Origin of the sequence: Pseudomonas sp. BJP69, from assembly GCF_007633355.1 — a bacterium.
Classification (GTDB): domain Bacteria; phylum Pseudomonadota; class Gammaproteobacteria; order Pseudomonadales; family Pseudomonadaceae; genus Aquipseudomonas; species Aquipseudomonas juntendi.
The window spans coordinates 4,617,990-4,636,478 of the sequence record NZ_CP041933.1 but is presented as its reverse complement, the minus strand read 5'-3'; the positions used below and the strand labels follow the sequence as shown (position 1 = coordinate 4,636,478).

Genomic DNA, 18,489 nt, shown 5'->3' with positions numbered 1-18,489 from the left:
TCTGAGTAGACAGGAAACACAAAGTGGGAAGGCCCTTAGCTAGCTAAGAGATTCCATTCTTCGATCAATTCGCGCAGCTCACGCATCATTCTGGTGCCGTCACCCAGGTTCAATTCCACAAGACGGTGCAGATGGGTCATCGATTCGACATCGATGTACAGGCAGATGAAACCAAGCCGGGCCGGTTCCTCGTGGCGCAGTTCGACCTGCATGGTCACCTGCGTTTGCTCGTCCAGCGTGATGATTGCGTCGAAGTTCTGGCTCAGGTCGGCATCCCATTGCTGCGGGCGTTCCACCAGCAGCCCCTTGAGCGAAATGTCCAGCAGCTTGGGCGACCAGCATCGGGAGCCTTGGTGAAGTTCGGTAGGGGCGTCGAAGCAGATTCGCTGGAAACGCCTACGTTCGTCGTGATCGCTCATGGGTAAGGCCCTCGGGTGGCATCCTGAACAGGGTGATGAAGGGTTTGTGCATCAGGTACTGCAATCTGGCCGCAGAGGCTCTAGACCAAAGCAAGTGTGGCAATGCCGCCTGACTCGCCCTAGACTCGGTGGGCGGTCTTTCCAATCCAACAGCTGGAAGCTAACCATGAACAACAATAATAGCCTGCTACGCCACATACCGTGGCTGGCGCTGGCAGTCATAGGGGCCTGCGCGCTGGGTGTTGTTGCCCTGCGTCGCGGTGAGGCGATCAATGCCTTGTGGATCGTGGTCGCGGCAGTGGCCATCTACCTGGTCGCCTATCGCTACTACAGCCTGTTCATCGCCACCAAAGTGATGCAACTCGACCCGCGCCGTGCCACCCCGGCGGTGCTCAACAACGACGGCCTGGACTACGTTCCGACCAACAAACACATTCTGTTCGGCCACCACTTCGCCGCCATCGCCGGCGCCGGCCCACTGGTGGGCCCGGTGCTCGCCGCGCAAATGGGCTACCTGCCCGGCACGCTGTGGCTGATTGCCGGTGTGGTGCTGGCCGGTGCAGTGCAGGACTTCATGGTCCTGTTCCTGTCTACCCGCCGCAATGGCCGCTCGCTGGGCGACATGGTGCGCGAGGAAATGGGCCGCATTCCGGGCACCATCGCCCTGTTCGGCTGCTTCCTGATCATGATCATCATCCTGGCGGTGCTGGCGCTGATCGTGGTCAAGGCCCTGGCCGAAAGCCCATGGGGCATGTTCACGGTAATGGCGACCATCCCGATCGCGATGTTCATGGGCATTTACATGCGCTACATCCGCCCGGGCCACATTGGTGAAATCTCGATCATCGGCGTGGTGCTGCTGTTGGCCTCGATCTGGCTGGGGGGCCAGATTGCGGCCGATCCGGTATGGGGCCCGGCGTTCACCTTCACCGGCGTGCAGATCACCTGGATGCTGGTCGGTTACGGTTTCGTGGCTGCGGTGCTGCCGGTGTGGCTGGTGCTGGCGCCGCGCGACTACCTGTCGACCTTCCTCAAGATCGGTACCATCATCGCCCTGGCCATCGGCATCCTGGTGACCATGCCCGAGCTGAAAATGCCGGCGCTGACCCAGTTCACCGATGGCACTGGCCCGGTATGGAAGGGCACCCTGTTCCCGTTCCTGTTCATCACCATTGCCTGTGGTGCGGTGTCTGGCTTCCACGCTCTGATCTCCTCGGGCACTACGCCCAAGCTGCTGGATAACGAAACCAACGCCCGCTACATCGGCTATGGCGGCATGCTGATGGAGTCGTTCGTGGCCATCATGGCCATGGTGGCTGCGTCGGTGATCGAACCTGGCGTGTACTTCGCCATGAACAGCCCGGCAGCCGTGGTCGGCGCCGATGTGGCGTCGGTCGCGCAGACCGTGAGCAGCTGGGGCTTCCTGATTACGCCCGAACAACTGGAGGCGGTGGCCCGCGACATTGGCGAGCACACCATCCTGGCCCGTGCCGGGGGTGCACCCACGCTGGCGGTAGGTATCGCGCAGATCCTGCACCAGGTGCTGCCGGGTGAAAACACCATGGCGTTCTGGTACCACTTCGCGATCCTGTTCGAGGCGCTGTTCATCCTCACCGCGGTCGACGCCGGTACCCGTGCCGGGCGCTTCATGCTGCAAGACCTGCTGGGCAGCTTCGTACCAGCCCTGAAACGCACCGAGTCGTGGGGTGCCAACCTGCTGGCCACCGGCGGTTGTGTAGCGTTGTGGGGTTACCTGCTGTACCAGGGCGTGATCGACCCGCTGGGCGGTATCAACACCCTGTGGCCACTGTTCGGTATCTCCAACCAGATGCTGGCGGGTATTGCCCTGATGCTGGGCACCGTGGTCCTGATCAAGATGAAGCGCGAGCGCTACATCTGGGTCACCCTGCTGCCGGCAGCCTGGCTGCTGATCTGCACCACGGCGGCGGGCCTGATCAAGCTGTTCGACCCGAACCCGGCTGTAGGTTTCCTGGCCCTGGCCAAGAAATACAGCACCGCCCTGGACGCCGGCCAGGTTCTGGCCCCGGCCAAGGACATCGGGCAGATGCAACACGTGATCTTCAACGCCTACACCAACGCCGGCCTGACCATTCTGTTCCTGCTGGTGGTGTTCAGTGTGCTGTTCTTTGCCATCAAGGTCGGCTACGCCGCCCTCGGCCGCAAAGAACGCAGCGACAAGGAAACCCCGTTCCAGGCCCTGCCTGACGCTTGAGAGGACCGCTGTCATGTTCAACGACCTGGGTCGACTGGGTAAGTACCTGGGGCAGGCCGCCCGCCTGATGGTCGGCATGCCCGACTACGACAACTATGTCGAGCACATGCACAAGACACACCCGGACAAGCCGGTCATGACGTATGAGCAGTTCTTCCGCGAACGTCAGGAAGCACGTTATGGCGGCAAGTCCGGGCCCAAGTGCTGTTGAGTCTCAAGCGTTAACCTGTACCGGCCTCATCGCTGGCAAGCCAGCTCTCACAGGCACTTCACAGGCCTCCAGGTTTGTGCGGTGCCTTTGGGGCGCTCTTTCAGGTACTGCCCAGGCGTCAAGGTTTGCGCGGTACCTGTGGGAGCTGGCTTGCCGGCGATGGGGCCAGTGTTTTTTCCGCACAGGAGATGTTCTGCGTGCAGACGCCCATTCCCGTAACCATCCTCACCGGCTTCCTCGGTGCCGGTAAGACCACCTTGCTCAAACACATGCTCAAGGCCGAGCACGGCCTGAAGCTGGCGGTGATCGAAAACGAATTCAGTGACGCCGGCATCGACAGCCAGTTGCTGGGCGACCAGCCGGTGCAGGTGATGACCCTGGCCAACGGCTGTGTGTGCTGCAGCATCCATGGCGACCTGACCCGCGCCTTGTACCTTCTGCTCGAGCGCCTGGATGCCGGCGAAATCGCCTTCGACCGCCTGGTGATCGAATGCACCGGCCTGGCCGACCCGGCGCCGGTGGCGCAAACCTTCTTCATCGACGAGGAACTGCGCGAGCGCTACATCCTCGACGGCATCATCACCCTGGTCGATGCCAAGCATGCCGAGTTGCATCTGACCCAGACCATCGCCCAGGCCCAGGTTGGCTTTGCCGATCGCCTGTTGCTGAGCAAGACCGACCTCGTCGAGCCGGCTGCGGTCCAGGCCCTGCGCGAACGCCTGGCCCGTATCAACGGGCGGGCGGCGATCCGAGTGGTCGAGCACGGTTGCATCGACCTGGCAGAGTTGCTGGACGTGCGCGGCTTCAACCTCAACCCCGACCTGGGCGCAAACCTGAAACCCTCGCTGCGCCCGGTGCTCAAGCCGGCCACCCCCGACCGCATCGGCACCCTGGTGTTGCGTACCGAAGCCGCGCTGGATATCGACCGCCTCAGCGGCTTCATGAACGAGCTGCTGGAAACCCATGGGAAGCAGCTGCTGCGTTACAAGGGCGTGCTGAACATTGCCGGCGAGGACCGCAAGCTGGTGTTCCAGGGTGTGCTCAAGCTATATGGCTTCGACTGGGACGCCGAGTGGGCCGAAGGCGAAACCCGCGAAAGCGTGATGGTCTTCATTGCCGATGACCTGCCCGAGGCTACGATTCGGGCTGGGTTCGAGGCGCTGGCTGAGGGCTGACCCGGCGCGGGGAGGGTGGCGCGAACCACTGCGGCCACGAGCTGCGGTGGCGCGTTTGCTCCTCGATGCAGGGGATCAGCCGCTCCCTCAGCACGGCGGTTTGCCCCACGGCCTTGGCCGTGCGGTACTTGATGCTGTGGATGCACTCGCGGTCGCCGAACTCGCAGCGGTTGAGCGCGGTGCCCCCACAGGGGCCATTGGCCAGGCCCTTGGGGCAGGTTTCCGGGCAGGTGTACAAGGTGTCTTCCAGGCGGCAGCGGCCGCAGGTATCGCAGCCAACCAACGGGCGCTTCACACTGCGCTCCAGGGTGTGCAGCACCTGTGCGCCAAGGCGGGTGGTCCACAGTGGCTGGCGCACCGCCCAGCCAAACGCCTTGCTCAGGCTGTTGCGGCGGCTGAACAGCAGCCCATGCATGCCATGCATCAGGTGGTAGCGGGCTTTTTCCTTGAACGAGGCATCGACCCTTGATTCGCCCTGGCGCCAGTTGGCCTGGGGGGGATGGAAGGTGACTGCCGGCAGCCCCGGCATTTGCCAACTGGCTTGCCAGGCGGGCGCCCATTGCTCCAAGGTGTGGACGTGCGTTTGCCAGTACGCCAGTCGCGCTTCAAGGGCAAGCAGCTGCTTCAGGTCATGAATGCCCGACAGGTGCACGCCCGCGTAACCCATCAGCTTCGTACCGATGATCTGCAAGGCAAGGCGGTCAACGCTGCGCGCCTGGGCAAAAGCCTTGGAGTGCGCCGTTTCCGCCTCGAGCATTTCGCGCATGGAGGGGGTAACGGTCACGCCGGCGACGTGGTCGAGCATCGCTGCACGGCCATGGGTGAGGCTCATCAGGCAGGCCAGCATGGGTTTGGGCGCGGCCTGGCGGCGCATCCAGTGCATGGCTTCCTGGTGTTTGGCTGCGTCGAAGCCCAGTTGCAAGGTAAGGAAGTCGGCCCCCGCAGCCAGTTTTTTCTCGGCCTTGAAGTACTGCGCACCGCCTTCTTCCTCGTGGTACTTGAACGGGTTCAGCGCCGCGCCCAGCAACCAGTGCGGGCAGGCCTGGCGGGCAATCTGCAGCGCGGCCACCGACTCCAGGTAGCGCACCGGGCGCTGGCCGGGTTCATGCCCAGGCAAACGGTCACCGGTCAGCAGCAGCAACTGGTCGAGGCCGGCCGCCGCCATGCGCTGCAATTGTGCGAGCAAGTGGTGGCGTTCGCGGTCCTTGCCGGAGAAATGCGGCAGGGCCGGCACCGGGCGGTCGAACGAGGCCAGGGCGTCCAGCGGCGACATGTCCAGCGGGCTGCCGACGCGGTCGCCGATGGCCACGGTCATTGGCCAGCCGCACAGCTGCACACGGTCCATGATCGCTTGCATCGCAGCGAAGCGTTCTGCAGAGGCTTTGGGCACAAACTCCATGACACAGACGAAATGGTGTTCACGCAGTGCGGTTTTCAGCAGGCTCATGAGGCCGGGCACCTGGTATGGTCAGGGTGGCATTGTGCGGCAGAAGGGGCAGGAGGTCATGTCCGGATGCGCAGGCTGGTGCTCTGAACAAGACATGGGTCGGCCCCTGCGCCCTCAGGATCATGAGAATTTCTTGGGTTCATCTCAAATTTTATGAGTTTGTCTCAACACCACGATCCACTGGAAAATCCCCTCATCAATTTGAGCATGCTGAGGGGCGACACATGGCACTGGCACACAACCTGGGCTTTCCACACATTGGCGGCGACCGCGAACTGCGGGCCCGCCACTGGCAAGTGCAGAAGGACGCCGGTATCGAACTGCTGCCTGTCGGCGAAACCGGCCAATGTGGCCAGCTGCCGGGTACCGATGACCAGCCGTTTGCCCTCAACTGGGAACCCTTGTTCGAAGAGGTGGAGCATGCCAACGCGCTGGGCCATGCCATCAAGCCTGTCGTGATTGGCCCGTTGACCTACCTGTGGCAGGGCCAGGCCCGCAACGCCGACTTCGACAAGCTGGAACTGCTCGATCGCCTGCTGCCCTTGTATGATCAGGCCCTCAACCGCTTGGCTGCGCTGGGCGTCGAATGGGTCCAGATCGACGAACCGATCCTCGCCCACGACCTGCCACAGGACTGGAAAAACGCCTTCGAGCGCGTCTACAACATCCTGCAGCGTGCACCGTTGAAGAAGTTGATTGCCACGTACGCCGGTGGCCTGGATGGCAACCTTGGCCTGGCCGCCAACCTGCCAGTCGATGGCCTGCACATCGATCTGGTGCAGGCGCCGGCACAGTATCAGGCCATCCTTGACCGCCTGCCGGCCTATAAAGTGCTGTCGCTTGGCCTGGTTGATGGCTGCGATGGCGCGCCTTGCGAACTGGACAATGCCCTGGGGCTGTTGCAAGACGCCCATGAGCGCCTGGGGGCGCGGCTGTGGCTGGCGCCGGCCTGTTCGTTGGCGCATGGCACCGTAGAGGTGGCTGTGCAGAAGTGCCGCGAAGTGGCTGCGCTGGCCGCCTCGCTGGAGCAGTACCGAGTCGCGGCTTGATCATCTGCTGCTTGTGCCGGCCTGTTCGCGGGCTTGCCCGCTCCCACAGGTACAGCGCATGTTTTGAAACCTGCGCTACCCTGTGGGCGCGGGCGAGCCCACGGACAGGCCGGGCCTGCTCAACTCAAACGCCGCTCAACGTTCGATAGCCAGTGCAACACCTTGGCCACCGCCAATGCACAAGGTCGCCAGGCCTTTGTGGGCATCGCGCTTGATCATCTCGTGCAACAAGGTCACCAACACCCGGCAGCCGGACGCACCAATCGGGTGGCCCAAGGCAATGGCCCCACCGTTCACATTGACCCGTGCCGCATCCCACTCCAGCGCCTTGCCCACGGCCAGTGCCTGTGCAGCAAAGGCTTCGTTGGCTTCGATCAGGTCCAGTTCGCTCAGCTGCCAGCCGGCCTTGTCCAGGCAGCGCCGCGTTGCCGCAACCGGGCCGATGCCCATGATCGCCGGGTCTACCCCGGCACTGGCATAAGCGGCGATCTTCGCCAGCACCGGCAGGCCCAGGGCCTCGGCTTTGGTGGCGCTCATCAGCAGCACGGCGGCAGCGCCGTCGTTCAGGCTGGAGGCATTGCCAGCGGTGACGCTACCGTCTTTCTTGAACGCTGCGCGCAGCTTGCCCAGCGACTCGGCAGTGGTGTCCGGGCGCGGCTGCTCATCACGGGCGAACACTTTCGGCTCGCCCTTCTTCTGCGGCAGCACGACAGGGGTGATCTCCGCATCGAAGCGGCCGGCCTCGATGGCAGCGAGTGCCTTGCGTTGCGACTCGGCGGCAAAGGCATCCTGCTGTTCACGGCTGAGGCCGTACTCGTCCACCAGATTTTCGGCAGTGATGCCCATGTGGTAGTCGTTGAAGGCATCCCACAGGCCATCGGTGATCATGCTGTCGATCAGCTGGCCATGGCCCATGCGCTGGCCGGTGCGGGCCGAGGGCATCACATAGGGGGCCAGGCTCATGTTCTCCTGGCCCCCGGCAATCACCACCTCGGCGTCACCGCAGCGGATGGCCTGGGCCGCCAGGTGCAGGGCTTTCAGGCCCGAGCCGCACACCTTGTTCAGGGTCAGCGCCGGTACGCTGAAGGGCAGGCCGGCCTTGATCGCGGCCTGGCGCGCCGGGTTCTGCCCGGCGCCGGCGGTCAGCACCTGGCCGAGGATGACTTCGTCGACCTGCGCCGGGTCCAGCCCGGTCTGCTCCAGCAGGCGCTTGATCACGGCGGCGCCGAGGTCGACCGCAGGCACGCTGGCCAGGGCACCCTGGAAGCTGCCGATGGCGGTACGGGTTGCGGCGACGATGACCACGTCGTTCATGTTGTTGTTCTCCGTGCGGTGGGCGTAAGGCTTCCAGCATCGGTGCCCTGGGCTCATTTGTTAAGTTTGTTTTTCTTTGAGATTGATGTGAAAAGCAAATGAATGGCCGCGCAGCGGTCCACCCCGGTTTTGCATCGTCCGGATCACCCCGTAATATGTGTCGGATAACCTGCGGGGGTAGTCTCACCCTCTGATCAACAGGAAACGCCCATGTGGCGCTTCCCCAGCATAAACCTGACGAGGTACAGACATTGGCCATCATTCATCCTAAGGTTCGCGGTTTCATCTGCACCACGACTCACCCGAAGGGCTGCGAGCTCAACGTCCGTGACCAGATCGAAGCCACCCGCAAGCTGGGCGTGCGCGAGGATGGTCCGAAGAAGGTCCTGGTCATCGGTGCTTCCAGTGGCTATGGCCTGGCAGCACGCATTACTGCAGCGTTCGGCTTCAAGGCCGACACCCTGGGCGTATTCTTCGAAAAGCCAGGCACCGAAACCAAGGCCGGCACCGCTGGCTGGTACAACGCTGCGGCTTTCGATAAGTTCGCCAAGGCCGAGGGCCTGTACAGCAAGTCGATCAACGGTGACGCCTTCTCCGACGAAGCCCGCGCCAAGGTCATCGAGCTGATCAAGAACGAAATGGGTGGCAAGGTCGACCTGGTCATCTACTCGCTGGCGTCGCCGGTGCGCAAGCTGCCGCAGACCGGTGAAGTGATCCGCTCGGCACTCAAGCCGATCGGCCAGCCGTACAAGTCGACTGCCATCGACACCAACAAGGACACCATCATCGAGGCCAGCATCGAGCCGGCCACCGAGCAGGAAATCGCCGACACCGTTACCGTCATGGGTGGCCAGGACTGGCAACTGTGGATCGACGCCCTGGCGGGCGCCGACGTATTGGCCGAGGGTGCCCGTACCGTGGCCTTCAGCTACATCGGCACCGAGATCACCTGGCCAATCTACTGGCACGGGGCCCTGGGCCAGGCCAAGCAGGACCTGGATGAAACCGCGCTGCGCCTGGACAAGAAGCTGGCCGCTGAAGTGAAGGGCGGCGCCAACGTGGCGGTGTTGAAGTCGGTGGTGACCCAGGCCAGCTCGGCCATTCCGGTGATGCCGCTGTACCTGTCGATGGTCTTCAAGATCATGCAGGAAAAGGGTGTGCACGAGGGTACCCAGGACCAACTGGACCGCATGTTCCGCGACCGCATGTACCGTGCTGATGGCGCCCCGGCCGAAGTGGACGAGAAGGCCCGCCTGCGCCTGGACGACTGGGAACTGCGCGACGATGTGCAGGATGCCTGCAAGGCCATGTGGCCGCAGGTGACCACCGAGAACCTGTTCCAGCTGACCGACTACGCCGGTTACAAGAAGCAGTTCCTCAACCTGTTCGGCTTTGAGCGCGCTGACGTCAACTACGACGAAGATGTAGCCACCGATGTGAAGTTCGACTGCGTCGAGCTGTAATTTCACACCGTGCTGGCCTCATCGCTGGCACGCCAGCTCCCATTTCGACAGCGGTGCCTTCAAGGCCTGTGTCGGGGCTGGCTTGCCGGCGATGGGCTGCAAAGCAGCCCCGGCAATCTCAAGCCTTGCGCGACAGTGGCGGCGCAGCAAACGTCACACAGGCCAGGCCGTGCTTGATCAGCGCCCGGATATTGCCATGGTCACTGCCCTCAGGCGTGGCCAGCACATCCCGGTAGTGCTCGCCGAAAGCCAGCAACGCTTCCTGATCGCTCAGCCCTTCAAGCACTGCCAGGCCCAAGGTTTTGCACGAACCTTCGTTCTGCCCGGCGGCATTCTCGACACCCCCATTGTTGAACGCCTGCGGCTGATAGCTGTAGTGCTCGGCAATGAACGCCAGGGTGTCGGCAAAGGCATGTTGGCCGCTGGCCAGGCTGGCGCGCAGGGTATTTAGATCAGTCACGAGGTTTTCCTTTTTCGAACGCCGCTTGCTGCTCGGCGCTGGCTTCTTTCTGGTATTGGGCTTTCCACTGGGCATAAGGCATGCCGTACACCGCTTCGCGGGCGTCATCCAGGCTCAGGTCGAGCTCACGCTCGTCAGCCGCAGCCTTGTACCACTTGGACAGGCAGTTGCGGCAGAAGCCGGACAGGTTCATCAGGTCGATGTTCTGCACGTCGGTGCGTTTCTGCAAATGGTCGACCAGGCGCCGGAACGCGGCGGCTTCGAGTTCAAGCTGTTGCTGTGGGGTCATGTGGGCTCTCACGTCATGCGGTTCTTCAGGTGACGGCCACCATTGATGACCACCTGGCTGCCGGTGCTGTACTGGCTGGCGAGCAGGTACTTGACCGTCTCGATCAGTGGCCCGGCGCCGGGTTCGAACTCCAGCAGGGCCTTTTTCAAGGTGTGCTGGCGGTAGGCTTCGTCACCCCCTTCCTTGAGGATCAGCAGCCCGGGAAGGATACCGTTCACATGCACCTTGGGCGCATATTTTTCAGCGAACGACAGCACCATGTTCTGCAGCGCAGCCTTGGTGGCGGCATAGCCAATGTGGCTCTTGCTGCCGCGCGAGGAGGTTTCGTCGCAGATGTGAATGATGTCGGCCTTGTCCTGCTTGGCCAGCATTTCGCCCAAGGCCAGGTTGAGGTGGTAGGGCGCCTCTACATGCAGGCGGAACATGGTCTCGAGGTTGTCCAGGCCATCGTCCAGCCACAACGACGCGTTATGGATGATGGCGCGCAGGCCGTCGTAATGCTCGACCAGGTAGTCGATCAGCGCCTGGCGGTCGTCTGCCCGGCACAGGTCTGCCTGGAACTGCACGATGTTCGGGTGGGCCGCCTGTGGCTGTACGGTACGGCTGGCACTGACCACCGTATGGCCGGCCTGTGCCAGTTCAAGGGCCAGGGCCAGCCCGACGCGCTGGCTGGCTCCGGTAACGAGAATTGGGCTGTTCATGTTCGGGGCGGTCAACTTGTCTGTCCTGTGGTTGCCGCCCAGCATACCCGAACTGTTTGCCCGTTGTACGGCCTGGCCTCAGCGGCTGCGCAGGGCGCCCGCGGTGGCCGAAGAGGGCTGTAGCCAACCGGCCAGCAGGCGGGTGGACAACGGGATGAACAGGTACACCATCAGTGGCGTGAGGGCCAGGGTGCTGAGCAGTACCCGTGGTACCAGGTCGAGTGCGGCCAGCCAGTGGCCGAACGCCGTGTTGAACGCCAACGACACCGGGAAGAACGCCAGCCAGATGGCCACGGCCTGTTTCCAGCGCGGCGGTTTCTGCACCGCACTGGCGCCAAACCAGTCGTCAATGCCACTGACGCGCGCCTCTTTGGGGCGCTCGAACAGGCCATTGCCGCGCTGCAACCAGGCCCGCCGTGAGGCCGAATGCTCCCAGGCATGCAGGGTGGGCTCATCGCTGAAGCGGAAAATGATCTGGAACTCGTCGCCATCGTGGGGTGGGGCGAGAATGCCCGAGCCCAGGTAGCCGGGGAAGTCAGTGGCCAGCTGTTCGCCCTCATGCAGCCAGGCCAACAGGTCCTGGTAGCGGCCATGTGCGGCGCGGCGCGACACCATCAGGGTAACGGGTGGGGTAGACATTGTGTATCTCCTGGCAACGGGGCTGGCGGGTAGCCGGCCCCTTGGCTGCGTGGCCCGGGGTGGTGGGCGACGCAGGCGAACATGCAAGAATCGGGCGCGGATTATCGCGCAGTTGTGCTGTGTGGCAACTGTCTGCCGGCAAATGGTCGCAACCTGTGCCCGGCGCTGTCGTAGTAGACTAGGCCCTCTATTCCAGCACACAGGATGCCGTGCAGATGAGCGAACTGGGACGCAAGCCGGGGGGCGATGCGAGCTTCGAGCAGCAAGTGCTGTTTCCGATCCGTGAAGTCTGCCGCCTGACTGGCGTCAATGCGGTAACCCTGCGTGCCTGGGAGCGCCGTTACGGTCTGATCCAGCCCATCCGCACCGACAGCGGCCACCGCCTGTATTCCCAGGGGGACGTCGACGATATCCGCAATATCCTCGGCTGGCTGGAGCGCGGCGTGGCGGTCAGCAAGGTGGGCAGCATCCTTGCCCGCAGCCAGGCGCTTGCCGGGCAGGCCACGCGCGCAGTGGACAGCTCGCTAGGCTGGCAGCAGCAGGTGCGCGTGGCAGTGCAACGCTTTGACCTGCCAGGGCTGGGCCGCCTTTATGAGGAGGTGTTTGCCGCCAGCACGCTCGATCAGGTTTTCGCTGAGGTTTTCATGCCGGTGTGGCACGACTTGGCCGTGCGCCATGGCGGCTACGGCCAGACCAGCGAGTGGCTGTTTTTTGACCAGTTTTTGCGCGGGCGGGTGTTCACGCGTTTGCAGCTGGCGGCCGCGCCGCGTCGCCACAACGTGCTGCTGGTGCCCTTGCCGGGGCAATGCCATGAGCTTGAACTGCTGGTCACCAGCCTGCTGCTGGGCAGTGACGAGGTTGGCGTGACGCCGTTGGTGTGTGGGCAGCCCCTGCAAGAGCTGGCGCTGGTCTGCGAACGCATGAAACCAGACGCCCTCGTGCTGTTTTCCCACCAGCCGCTGACTGCAGAGGTCAGCCGCTATCTGAAGCGGCTGGCGTCGGTGCTGGGCTGCGCGTTATTGCTGGCGGGAGAGGCAACGGACCAGGCCAGCGGCGGCCTGGCGGGCAGCCCCCTGGTTTGCCTGGGGGCACAGGGCGGGGTGATGCGTCAGCGTCTGCGCCAGTGCCTGGCAGGTCAGCTGGACACCTGAGTGTGCAGTTCGGGGTGGGCGCGGCAATGGGCCTGCAGGATGTAGTCGCGCAGGCGTTCGATTTCTTCCGCTGGGCTTTGGCCAAGGTCGTACGCTGCCAGGTCCGGGCCAATACGCCGGCCCAGAACACCCTGCAGTTCGATCGGCTGGATGTTGCCGGGGGCGAAGCGCAGGTCGAAATGTGCCGGCGCGCTTGGCAGGCCACGCAGCTCCACCAGCACGCCTTTGAAGGAAATTTCCCGTACCCACAGCCCGCCAGGCGCGCCATGGCCGTCGAGCAGGGCGCTGGGCTGCTCCAGCGACAGGCGCCATGGCCGCAGCATGGGGCCGTCCTCGTAGATTTCCGGGGAGCCGACTTGCAGGTGCAAAGCGTGGAATTCGTCTTCCACCAGTTGCAGCGGGAAGCTGATTTGCTGGTTGTTGAATTGCGCCTGCAAGGTCACTTGTTCATTGGCCACCAGGCGGGTGAGCAAGCTCTGGATACGGCGGTCGCCATTGACCTGCAGGCTCGACATCGAGTCGGCCAGGTTCAGGTTGGGCGAATGCTGCATGCTCTGAATGAAATCCAGCTCGTCCTGGGTAAGAAGGGCGTCTGCTTGCATGATCGAACTCGGTGGTGGCGATTTCTTCAACGTAGTTGACCGTAACCGGGGGGCTTGGTTCAGGTGCGTTCGTCGGCTTTCAGACGAGCGCGCAGTTCGGCCAGCTCTCGCTCCATTTCCACCTGGCGGGTGACGTCCTTCTGAATGCCGATGAAGTAGGTACGTCGCTCGGCGTCGTTCCTTACCGCCGTGATCGACAGCTCGTTCCAGAAGGCAGTGCCATCCTTGCGGTAGTTGCGCATCACTTCCCGGCACGGGCGGCGTTCGGCCAAGGCTTTGCGAATGCGCGCACGCGCGAGCTGGTCACGGTCGTCAGCCTGCAGGAAGCGGCAATCCTGGTAGAGTATTTCGTCCCGGCTGTAGCCGGTCAGGCGTTCGAACGCGGCGTTGACGTAAATGAGGATGGTGTCGTCGCCTTCCTGTTCGGCAACCACGATACCGTCATGGGATGCGTCGACCATCGATTGCAGCAGTTTTGCGTTGATCATGTTCAGGCCATGCGGCAGGCAGTAAAAACGGACGCGCTGTAGCAGGCGGCTTTGGCAGAGGCGGCCTTTTGCCAGCGGTGAATGCTAGTATCCTACGTTTTCACTCAGTTTCGGAATCCTCTACCCGATGAAAGTCGCCATTATTTCCGGATCGGTCTATGGCACCGCCGAAGAAGTCGCCCGTCATGCAGAAACGAAGCTCAAGGCCGCCGGCTACCAAGCCTGGCACGCCGCACGTGCCACTTTGCAGGACCTTGAAGGTTTTGCCCCGCAGGCCCTGCTGGCCGTGACATCGACTACCGGTATGGGTGAGCTGCCGGACAACCTGATGCCCTTGTACAGCAGCCTGCGTGACAGCCTGCCAGCGGCCTTCCGTGGCCTGCCGGGTGCAGTGATTGCGCTGGGCGATTCCAGCTATGGCGATACCTACTGCGGGGGTGGCGAACAGCTGCGCGAGCTGTTTGCCGAGCTGGGCGTGCGCGAGGTGCAGCCGATGCTGCAACTGGATGCCAGCGAGACGGTGACCCCTGAAACGGATGCCGAACCGTGGCTGGCCAAGTTGGCTGAAGCCTTGAAAGGCTGACAGTCAGGTTCAGCAGGTACGGGCCTGCCGCAGGTGAGTGTCCGGGCAGACCTGCCAGCCAGCCAAACCCCGATTCATGCCTCGCTGCCGGGTACCGGCCATTCGCGCAGCAGCGCCAACCACGCTTGCGCGGCCCGCGACAAATACGCGCCACGCCGCCAGATGAAGGCAATGTCCCAGCGCAGGTCCCCCGGTGAGCGCAGGGGCATACGCACCACACCAGGGCGTTCCAGGGCTTTTGCCACCACCCGGGGCAGCAGCACCACGCCCTGGCCTGCCGCGACCAACGCTGCCAGGAAATCCGCCTGGCCACTGCGCCCGCCTTCCGTCGGGGTGAAGCCCTGCTGCTGGCAGGCTTTCACCAACCGGTCATTGAGCACGAAACTGCGCTGGTAGAGCAGGAACGGCGTTGCGGCCAATTGCTTCAGGTGCACCCCGCCCAGGCCTGCCAACGCATGCCCCGCCGGTAGCAGGGCATCCAGCGGCTCATTGCAGAATGGCTGGTATTCGAACCCGTCGTCGCTGGGCGTAAGGCTGCCACCGAGCTCCAGCTCGCCACTTCTGACGGCCTGCTCGATGCTACGGCTGCCACCCTCAACCAGCTGGATGGCGATGTTCGGGTGGCGCCGCCGGTACTCGGCGAACAAACCGGCGAACAGCGCATCGCTGCCCAGCATCGGCAAGCCCAGGCGTAGTTCGCCACGCTCCATCTGGCTCAGATCGTCCAATTCGTTGAGCAGCGCCTGGCGTTGGCGCAGCAGGGCCTCGCCGCGCTCAAGCACGATGCGCCCGGCGGCGGTCAGGTGCAGGTGTGATGCCTGGCGTTCCAGCAGCGGCTGGCCCACATCTTGCTCAAGCTGCGCCACTTGCTTGCTGACGGCCGACTGACTGATGTGCAGGGTCTGTGCGGCTTGGGTAAAGCCGCCTCGGTGCACCACTTCGATAAAGCTGCGCAGCTGTTTGAATTCCATGTGCCAATTCCATTATGGAATGGTAGCCAGTCTAACAATTCGCTTCTGGCCTAGGCAGCCAAAACTTAAAATGAGGGCCTGTCGAGGAACACCGCCATGAAACCCGCGTTACTGAAAAAACTGCTGCGCCTGCTTGCCGAGCTGGCGACCCTGTATGCCCTGTTTGCACTCGGTGGCCAGCTGGCCACTTGGCTGGGCTGGCCTATTCCCGGCGGGGTCATGGGCCTGGCGTTGTTGTTGCTGTTGTTCGCCGTGGGGGCACTGAAGCCAGCCATGCTCCAACTCGGCGCCGGTTGGTTGATGGCCGAAATGCTGCTGTTCTTCATTCCTGCACTGATGAGCCTGCTGGACTATGGCGCGCTGATCCGGGACGAGGGCTGGCGCATCCTGCTGGTGATCGCCGTGAGCACGCTGATGGTGATGGTGGTGACGGCCCTGACCGTCGAACTTGTGTGCCGCTGGAGCATGCGCCATGAGCCTTGAACCCATGCCGTTGTTCTGGCTGGCGCTGACGTTGCTGGCTTACCTGGGCAGCCGCTGGCTGTACCGGCGCAGCAAGCGCTACCTGCTGTCGCCGCTGATTCTGGTGCCGGTGTTGCTGCTGGCGGTGGCTGTGCCGCTGCACACCGCCTATGCCGAGTACGCGCGCAATACCCACTGGCTGATGGGCGTGCTCGGCCCGGTGACCGTGGCCTTTGCCGTGCCGATCTGGCAGCAGCGGGCCATGCTTGCCCGGCATTGGCCGGCCTTGCTGGTCGGCATGCTGGCGGGCAGCAGTGCGTCCATCGCCAGTTCCTGGGGGTTGGCGCACCTGCTGGCGCTGGACAATGCGACCAGCCTGTCGCTGGTGCCGCGTTCCATCACCACGCCCTTTGCCATGCCCTTGGCCCATGACCTGGGCGGTGTGCCCGAGCTGACGGCGGTGTTCGTGATGTTCACCGGGGTGCTCGGTGCCATGTTCGGTGGCGTGCTGCTGCGTTGGTTGCCGCTGCGCACGCCGTTGGCCCGGGGGGCATTGTTCGGCGTGGGCGCGCACGGCGCCGGGGTCAGCCGGGCCCAGGAAGTGGGCCGCGAGGAAGGCTCGGTGGCCGGCCTGGTCATGGTCCTGACCGGACTGCTGAACCTGTTCGCAGCACCGCTGCTGGCCATGTTGCTCTGACCGTTCGTGCCACTGACTCGCTCAGTCATCAAGCTGGCTGGCAACGCAAGTTCCACCCCTGGTAGGGCTGGCTAGACTCACCCTCGACATAGAGAGCACATGAAAGTGCCGAGGTGACATGCAATGACCGCAGCCTTGCCCTATCCAGTCCACACCACTTAACCGGGTTACTTCTGATGCCTTTGGCCGAAATTCCATTGTGCGTCTGGCGTACCCGGGGACAGAGCTTCACATTCCGGGGCCAGAGCATCCGCTACTGGACCGCAGGGCAAGGAGAGCCCCTGCTTCTTTTACACGGCTTCCCCACCGCCAGTTGGGACTGGCATTACCTGTGGGGGCCTTTGACGCAACGCTTTCGGGTGATTGCCTGCGACATGCTCGGTTTTGGCGATTCGGCCAAACCGGTGGACCACGCCTACAGCCTGATCGAGCAAGCCGACCTGCAGCAGGCGCTGCTCGCCCACTTGCAGGTGGACCAACCGGTGCACCTGCTGGCTCACGACTATGGCGGCAGCGTCGCTCAGGAGTTGCTGGCGCGGCACCATGAGCAGCGCGCCGAGGTAGCCAGCTGCGTATTTCTCAACAGTGGCCTGTTCGCCGAAAGCTGTCACCTGCTGCTGATCCAGAAGTTGCTGCTGAGCCGCTTCGGCTGGCTGGTGGGTCGCTCCTTCGGGCGTGACGACCTGGTGCGCAACATGACCCAGGTCCATGGCCCCTGCACCCACCCGAGCGAAAGTGCCCTGGACGATTTCTGGAGCCTGATCGCCGCCAACCGCGGTACGCGCGTGCTGCATAAACTGGTGGGCTACCTGCTGGAGCGCCGCCTGCACCGTGAGCGCTGGGTTGCGGCCATGCAGTGCCCAGGTGTGCCCATGCGGCTGATCAACGGCATGGTCGACCCATTGTCCGGCGCGCACATGCTTGAGCGTTACCGGCAACTGGTGCCACAGCCAGACACCGTGCAACTGCAGGGTATAGGCCACTACCCGCACACCGAGGCGCCGGTGCAGGTGCTGCGGCATTACCTGGCCTTTCGTGAGCAACCGCTGAGCTTTTGCCAGGCGAAAGTGGCGTGGTCCTGAGCGGGCCTCATGGCCCGGCGTTATTACCAGGCATTCAGCCTGCGTGAGCTTGATTGTCTGCTTGCCGTTGGCGGCAGACACTCGGCTGACCTGAACCTGCCTGGAGCCCTTGGCATGAGCGAGCCTGTACTTCTGCAAGATCGTGTGGTGATCGTTACCGGCGCCGGTGGCGGCCTGGGCCGTGCCCACGCGCTGCTGTTCGCCGCGCGCGGGGCCAAGGTGGTGGTCAACGACCTCGGCGGTTCCACCCACGGGGAGGGCGCCAGCGCCAGCGCTGCTGATCGGGTGGTGCAGGAGATTCGCGCCGCCGGGGGCAGTGCGGTTGCCAACCATGACTCGGTCAGCCAGGGTGCCCGCATTGTCGAGCAGGCCCTGGACAGCTATGGCCGCGTCGATGTCGTGGTGAACAACGCCGGCATCCTGCGTGACAAGACCTTCCACAAGATGGACGACAGCGACTGGGAGCAGGTTTACCAGGTGCATGTCGAAGGCGCCTACAAAGTTACCCGCGCGGCCTGGCCACACCTGCGTGAGCAGAACTGGGGGCGGGTGATATTCACGGCATCCACCTCTGGTATCTACGGTAATTTTGGCCAGGCCAATTACGGCATGGCCAAGCTGGGCCTGTACGGGCTTACCCGGACCTTGGCCATCGAAGGGCGCAAGCACGGTATCCTGGTCAACGCCATTGCCCCAACCGGCGGTACGCGCATGACGGAAGGGCTGATTCCCCCGCAGGTGTTCGAACGGCTCAAGCCGGAGTTGGTCAGCCCCTTGGTGGTGTACCTGGGCAGCGAACAGTGCCAGGGCAGCGGCGAGCTGTTCGAGGTGGGCGGGGGCTGGATCGGCAAGGTGCGCTGGGAGCGTAGCCTGGGGGTGGGTTTCGACCCGCGCGAAGGCTTTACGCCCGAGCAGGTCGCGCAGCAGTGGGAGCACATTGGTGATTTCGAAGGGGCAGTGCACCCGCAGGACAGCTTGCAGGCGCTGCAGCAGATGATGGCCAACCTGCAGAAATACCCGTTGTAAGGCCATTGTAAGGAGCGGCCTTGCGTC

General features: G+C 63.5%; 21 protein-coding genes. 11 read left to right on the top strand and 10 right to left on the bottom strand.

Annotated features, from left to right (window positions below; all coding sequences use genetic code 11):
* Positions 1-35: 35 nt before the first annotated feature.
* On the bottom strand, positions 36-419 hold the full coding sequence (locus FPB55_RS21730; RefSeq protein ID WP_029886891.1) for a PilZ domain-containing protein: 384 nt from the start codon (positions 417-419) through the stop codon (positions 36-38).
* Positions 420-585: 166 nt separating this feature from the next.
* Here FPB55_RS21730 and FPB55_RS21725 point away from each other — a divergent pair, with 166 nt between their 5' ends.
* The 3 genes from FPB55_RS21725 to yjiA all read left to right on the top strand — a co-directional run bounded on the left by FPB55_RS21725 (position 586) and on the right by yjiA (position 4,038).
* Entirely contained in the window at positions 586-2,652 is a 2,067-nt protein-coding gene (locus tag FPB55_RS21725; RefSeq protein WP_009682653.1) for a carbon starvation CstA family protein, read from the top strand.
* Positions 2,653-2,665: 13 nt separating this feature from the next.
* Positions 2,666-2,863 carry a YbdD/YjiX family protein gene (locus FPB55_RS21720; RefSeq protein ID WP_009682654.1) on the top strand — a complete coding sequence of 66 codons (198 nt, stop codon included), beginning with the start codon at positions 2,666-2,668 and terminating at the stop codon, positions 2,861-2,863.
* Between the two features lie 197 nt (positions 2,864-3,060).
* Complete coding sequence (gene yjiA / locus FPB55_RS21715; protein WP_054882160.1) at positions 3,061-4,038, top strand: GTPase; 978 nt, start codon at positions 3,061-3,063, stop codon at positions 4,036-4,038.
* Here yjiA and FPB55_RS21710 read toward each other — a convergent pair.
* The gene (locus FPB55_RS21710; protein ID WP_115294742.1) at positions 3,998-5,485 is read right to left on the bottom strand and encodes a methylenetetrahydrofolate reductase C-terminal domain-containing protein; all 1,488 of its coding nucleotides are present in this window, start codon (positions 5,483-5,485) and stop codon (positions 3,998-4,000) included. The two genes, yjiA and FPB55_RS21710, sit on opposite strands and share 41 nt — an antisense overlap.
* Positions 5,486-5,709: 224 nt before the next feature.
* On the opposite strand from FPB55_RS21710, the gene FPB55_RS21705 reads away from it, so the two are divergent.
* On the top strand, positions 5,710-6,534 hold the full coding sequence (locus tag FPB55_RS21705; protein ID WP_144189249.1) for a 5-methyltetrahydropteroyltriglutamate--homocysteine methyltransferase: 825 nt from the start codon (positions 5,710-5,712) through the stop codon (positions 6,532-6,534).
* Between the two features lie 135 nt (positions 6,535-6,669).
* On the opposite strand, the gene FPB55_RS21695 is transcribed toward FPB55_RS21705, so the two are convergent.
* Positions 6,670-7,848, bottom strand: a complete 1,179-nt coding sequence (locus FPB55_RS21695; protein ID WP_009682659.1) for an acetyl-CoA C-acetyltransferase — start codon at positions 7,846-7,848, stop codon at positions 6,670-6,672.
* A gap of 251 nt (positions 7,849-8,099) precedes the next feature.
* On the opposite strand from FPB55_RS21695, the gene fabV reads away from it, so the two are divergent.
* Positions 8,100-9,311: an enoyl-ACP reductase FabV gene (gene fabV, locus FPB55_RS21690; RefSeq protein ID WP_029886896.1), complete on the top strand. Its 1,212-nt coding sequence runs from the start codon at positions 8,100-8,102 to the stop codon at positions 9,309-9,311.
* 118 nt (positions 9,312-9,429) lie between these two features.
* On the opposite strand, the gene FPB55_RS21685 is transcribed toward fabV, so the two are convergent.
* From FPB55_RS21685 to FPB55_RS21670, 4 genes are read right to left on the bottom strand one after another with little or no spacing between them, the layout of a single operon-like run.
* Entirely contained in the window at positions 9,430-9,771 is a 342-nt protein-coding gene (locus FPB55_RS21685; RefSeq protein WP_178097531.1) for a HopJ type III effector protein, read from the bottom strand.
* Positions 9,764-10,060: a DUF1244 domain-containing protein gene (locus tag FPB55_RS21680; protein ID WP_009682662.1), complete on the bottom strand. Its 297-nt coding sequence runs from the start codon at positions 10,058-10,060 to the stop codon at positions 9,764-9,766. The genes FPB55_RS21685 and FPB55_RS21680 overlap by 8 nt, the downstream gene beginning before the upstream one ends.
* Before the next feature lie 8 nt (positions 10,061-10,068).
* Complete coding sequence (gene folM, locus FPB55_RS21675; RefSeq protein WP_009682663.1) at positions 10,069-10,806, bottom strand: dihydromonapterin reductase; 738 nt, start codon at positions 10,804-10,806, stop codon at positions 10,069-10,071.
* Between the two features lie 33 nt (positions 10,807-10,839).
* Positions 10,840-11,400, bottom strand: a complete 561-nt coding sequence (locus FPB55_RS21670; RefSeq protein WP_009682664.1) for an antibiotic biosynthesis monooxygenase — start codon at positions 11,398-11,400, stop codon at positions 10,840-10,842.
* A gap of 215 nt (positions 11,401-11,615) precedes the next feature.
* Here FPB55_RS21670 and FPB55_RS21665 point away from each other — a divergent pair, with 215 nt between their 5' ends.
* The gene (locus FPB55_RS21665) at positions 11,616-12,551 is read left to right on the top strand and encodes a MerR family transcriptional regulator (protein ID WP_054906048.1); all 936 of its coding nucleotides are present in this window, start codon (positions 11,616-11,618) and stop codon (positions 12,549-12,551) included.
* Here the strand turns inward: FPB55_RS21665 and FPB55_RS21660 are convergent.
* Together FPB55_RS21660 and FPB55_RS21655 are read right to left on the bottom strand one after the other, a co-directional pair.
* Positions 12,536-13,153: a hypothetical protein gene (locus FPB55_RS21660; protein WP_054906049.1), complete on the bottom strand. Its 618-nt coding sequence runs from the start codon at positions 13,151-13,153 to the stop codon at positions 12,536-12,538. The genes FPB55_RS21665 and FPB55_RS21660 overlap by 16 nt on opposite strands.
* Before the next feature lie 59 nt (positions 13,154-13,212).
* The gene (locus FPB55_RS21655; protein WP_009682668.1) at positions 13,213-13,641 is read right to left on the bottom strand and encodes a PAS domain S-box protein; all 429 of its coding nucleotides are present in this window, start codon (positions 13,639-13,641) and stop codon (positions 13,213-13,215) included.
* 127 nt (positions 13,642-13,768) lie between these two features.
* Here FPB55_RS21655 and FPB55_RS21650 point away from each other — a divergent pair, with 127 nt between their 5' ends.
* Positions 13,769-14,224, top strand: coding sequence for a flavodoxin (locus FPB55_RS21650; protein WP_115294738.1), 456 nt, complete (start codon positions 13,769-13,771; stop codon positions 14,222-14,224).
* A 74-nt stretch (positions 14,225-14,298) separates the two neighbouring features.
* Here the strand turns inward: FPB55_RS21650 and FPB55_RS21645 are convergent, their stop codons facing one another.
* Positions 14,299-15,195, bottom strand: a complete 897-nt coding sequence (locus tag FPB55_RS21645) for a LysR family transcriptional regulator (RefSeq protein WP_029886899.1) — start codon at positions 15,193-15,195, stop codon at positions 14,299-14,301.
* Positions 15,196-15,291: 96 nt separating this feature from the next.
* On the opposite strand from FPB55_RS21645, the gene FPB55_RS21640 reads away from it, so the two are divergent.
* From FPB55_RS21640 to FPB55_RS21625, 4 genes are all read left to right on the top strand, one after another.
* Positions 15,292-15,678 carry a CidA/LrgA family protein gene (locus tag FPB55_RS21640; RefSeq protein ID WP_009682672.1) on the top strand — a complete coding sequence of 129 codons (387 nt, stop codon included), beginning with the start codon at positions 15,292-15,294 and terminating at the stop codon, positions 15,676-15,678.
* Positions 15,668-16,354 (top strand): LrgB family protein, encoded by a 687-nt coding sequence (locus FPB55_RS21635; protein WP_009682673.1) that lies wholly within the window; start codon positions 15,668-15,670, stop codon positions 16,352-16,354. Before FPB55_RS21640 ends, FPB55_RS21635 begins: the two co-directional genes overlap by 11 nt.
* 176 nt (positions 16,355-16,530) lie before the next feature.
* On the top strand, positions 16,531-17,436 hold the full coding sequence (locus FPB55_RS21630; RefSeq protein ID WP_029886900.1) for an alpha/beta hydrolase: 906 nt from the start codon (positions 16,531-16,533) through the stop codon (positions 17,434-17,436).
* Between the two features lie 114 nt (positions 17,437-17,550).
* Positions 17,551-18,462, top strand: coding sequence for an SDR family oxidoreductase (locus FPB55_RS21625; RefSeq protein ID WP_009682675.1), 912 nt, complete (start codon positions 17,551-17,553; stop codon positions 18,460-18,462).
* Positions 18,463-18,489 lie beyond the last annotated feature (27 nt).

What these genes read in the sequence shown, in the direction of transcription:
- FPB55_RS21635 (WP_009682673.1), top strand. Translation starts at nt 15,668, where the DNA reads ATGAGCCTTGAACCCATGCCGTTGTTCTGGCTGGCGCTGACGTTGCTG.
- FPB55_RS21705 (WP_144189249.1), top strand. Translation starts at nt 5,710, where the DNA reads ATGGCACTGGCACACAACCTGGGCTTTCCACACATTGGCGGCGACCGC.
- FPB55_RS21630 (WP_029886900.1), top strand. Translation starts at nt 16,531, where the DNA reads ATGCCTTTGGCCGAAATTCCATTGTGCGTCTGGCGTACCCGGGGACAG.
- FPB55_RS21655 (WP_009682668.1), bottom strand. Translation starts at nt 13,641, where the DNA reads ATGATCAACGCAAAACTGCTGCAATCGATGGTCGACGCATCCCATGAC.
- FPB55_RS21695 (WP_009682659.1), bottom strand. Translation starts at nt 7,848, where the DNA reads ATGAACGACGTGGTCATCGTCGCCGCAACCCGTACCGCCATCGGCAGC.
- FPB55_RS21730 (WP_029886891.1), bottom strand. Translation starts at nt 419, where the DNA reads ATGAGCGATCACGACGAACGTAGGCGTTTCCAGCGAATCTGCTTCGAC.
- FPB55_RS21660 (WP_054906049.1), bottom strand. Translation starts at nt 13,153, where the DNA reads ATGCAAGCAGACGCCCTTCTTACCCAGGACGAGCTGGATTTCATTCAG.
- FPB55_RS21645 (WP_029886899.1), bottom strand. Translation starts at nt 15,195, where the DNA reads ATGGAATTCAAACAGCTGCGCAGCTTTATCGAAGTGGTGCACCGAGGC.
- FPB55_RS21670 (WP_009682664.1), bottom strand. Translation starts at nt 11,400, where the DNA reads ATGTCTACCCCACCCGTTACCCTGATGGTGTCGCGCCGCGCCGCACAT.
- FPB55_RS21710 (WP_115294742.1), bottom strand. Translation starts at nt 5,485, where the DNA reads ATGAGCCTGCTGAAAACCGCACTGCGTGAACACCATTTCGTCTGTGTC.
- FPB55_RS21720 (WP_009682654.1), top strand. Translation starts at nt 2,666, where the DNA reads ATGTTCAACGACCTGGGTCGACTGGGTAAGTACCTGGGGCAGGCCGCC.
- FPB55_RS21650 (WP_115294738.1), top strand. Translation starts at nt 13,769, where the DNA reads ATGAAAGTCGCCATTATTTCCGGATCGGTCTATGGCACCGCCGAAGAA.
- FPB55_RS21640 (WP_009682672.1), top strand. Translation starts at nt 15,292, where the DNA reads ATGAAACCCGCGTTACTGAAAAAACTGCTGCGCCTGCTTGCCGAGCTG.
- FPB55_RS21725 (WP_009682653.1), top strand. Translation starts at nt 586, where the DNA reads ATGAACAACAATAATAGCCTGCTACGCCACATACCGTGGCTGGCGCTG.
- FPB55_RS21680 (WP_009682662.1), bottom strand. Translation starts at nt 10,060, where the DNA reads ATGACCCCACAGCAACAGCTTGAACTCGAAGCCGCCGCGTTCCGGCGC.
- FPB55_RS21625 (WP_009682675.1), top strand. Translation starts at nt 17,551, where the DNA reads ATGAGCGAGCCTGTACTTCTGCAAGATCGTGTGGTGATCGTTACCGGC.
- folM (WP_009682663.1), bottom strand. Translation starts at nt 10,806, where the DNA reads ATGCTGGGCGGCAACCACAGGACAGACAAGTTGACCGCCCCGAACATG.
- FPB55_RS21665 (WP_054906048.1), top strand. Translation starts at nt 11,616, where the DNA reads ATGAGCGAACTGGGACGCAAGCCGGGGGGCGATGCGAGCTTCGAGCAG.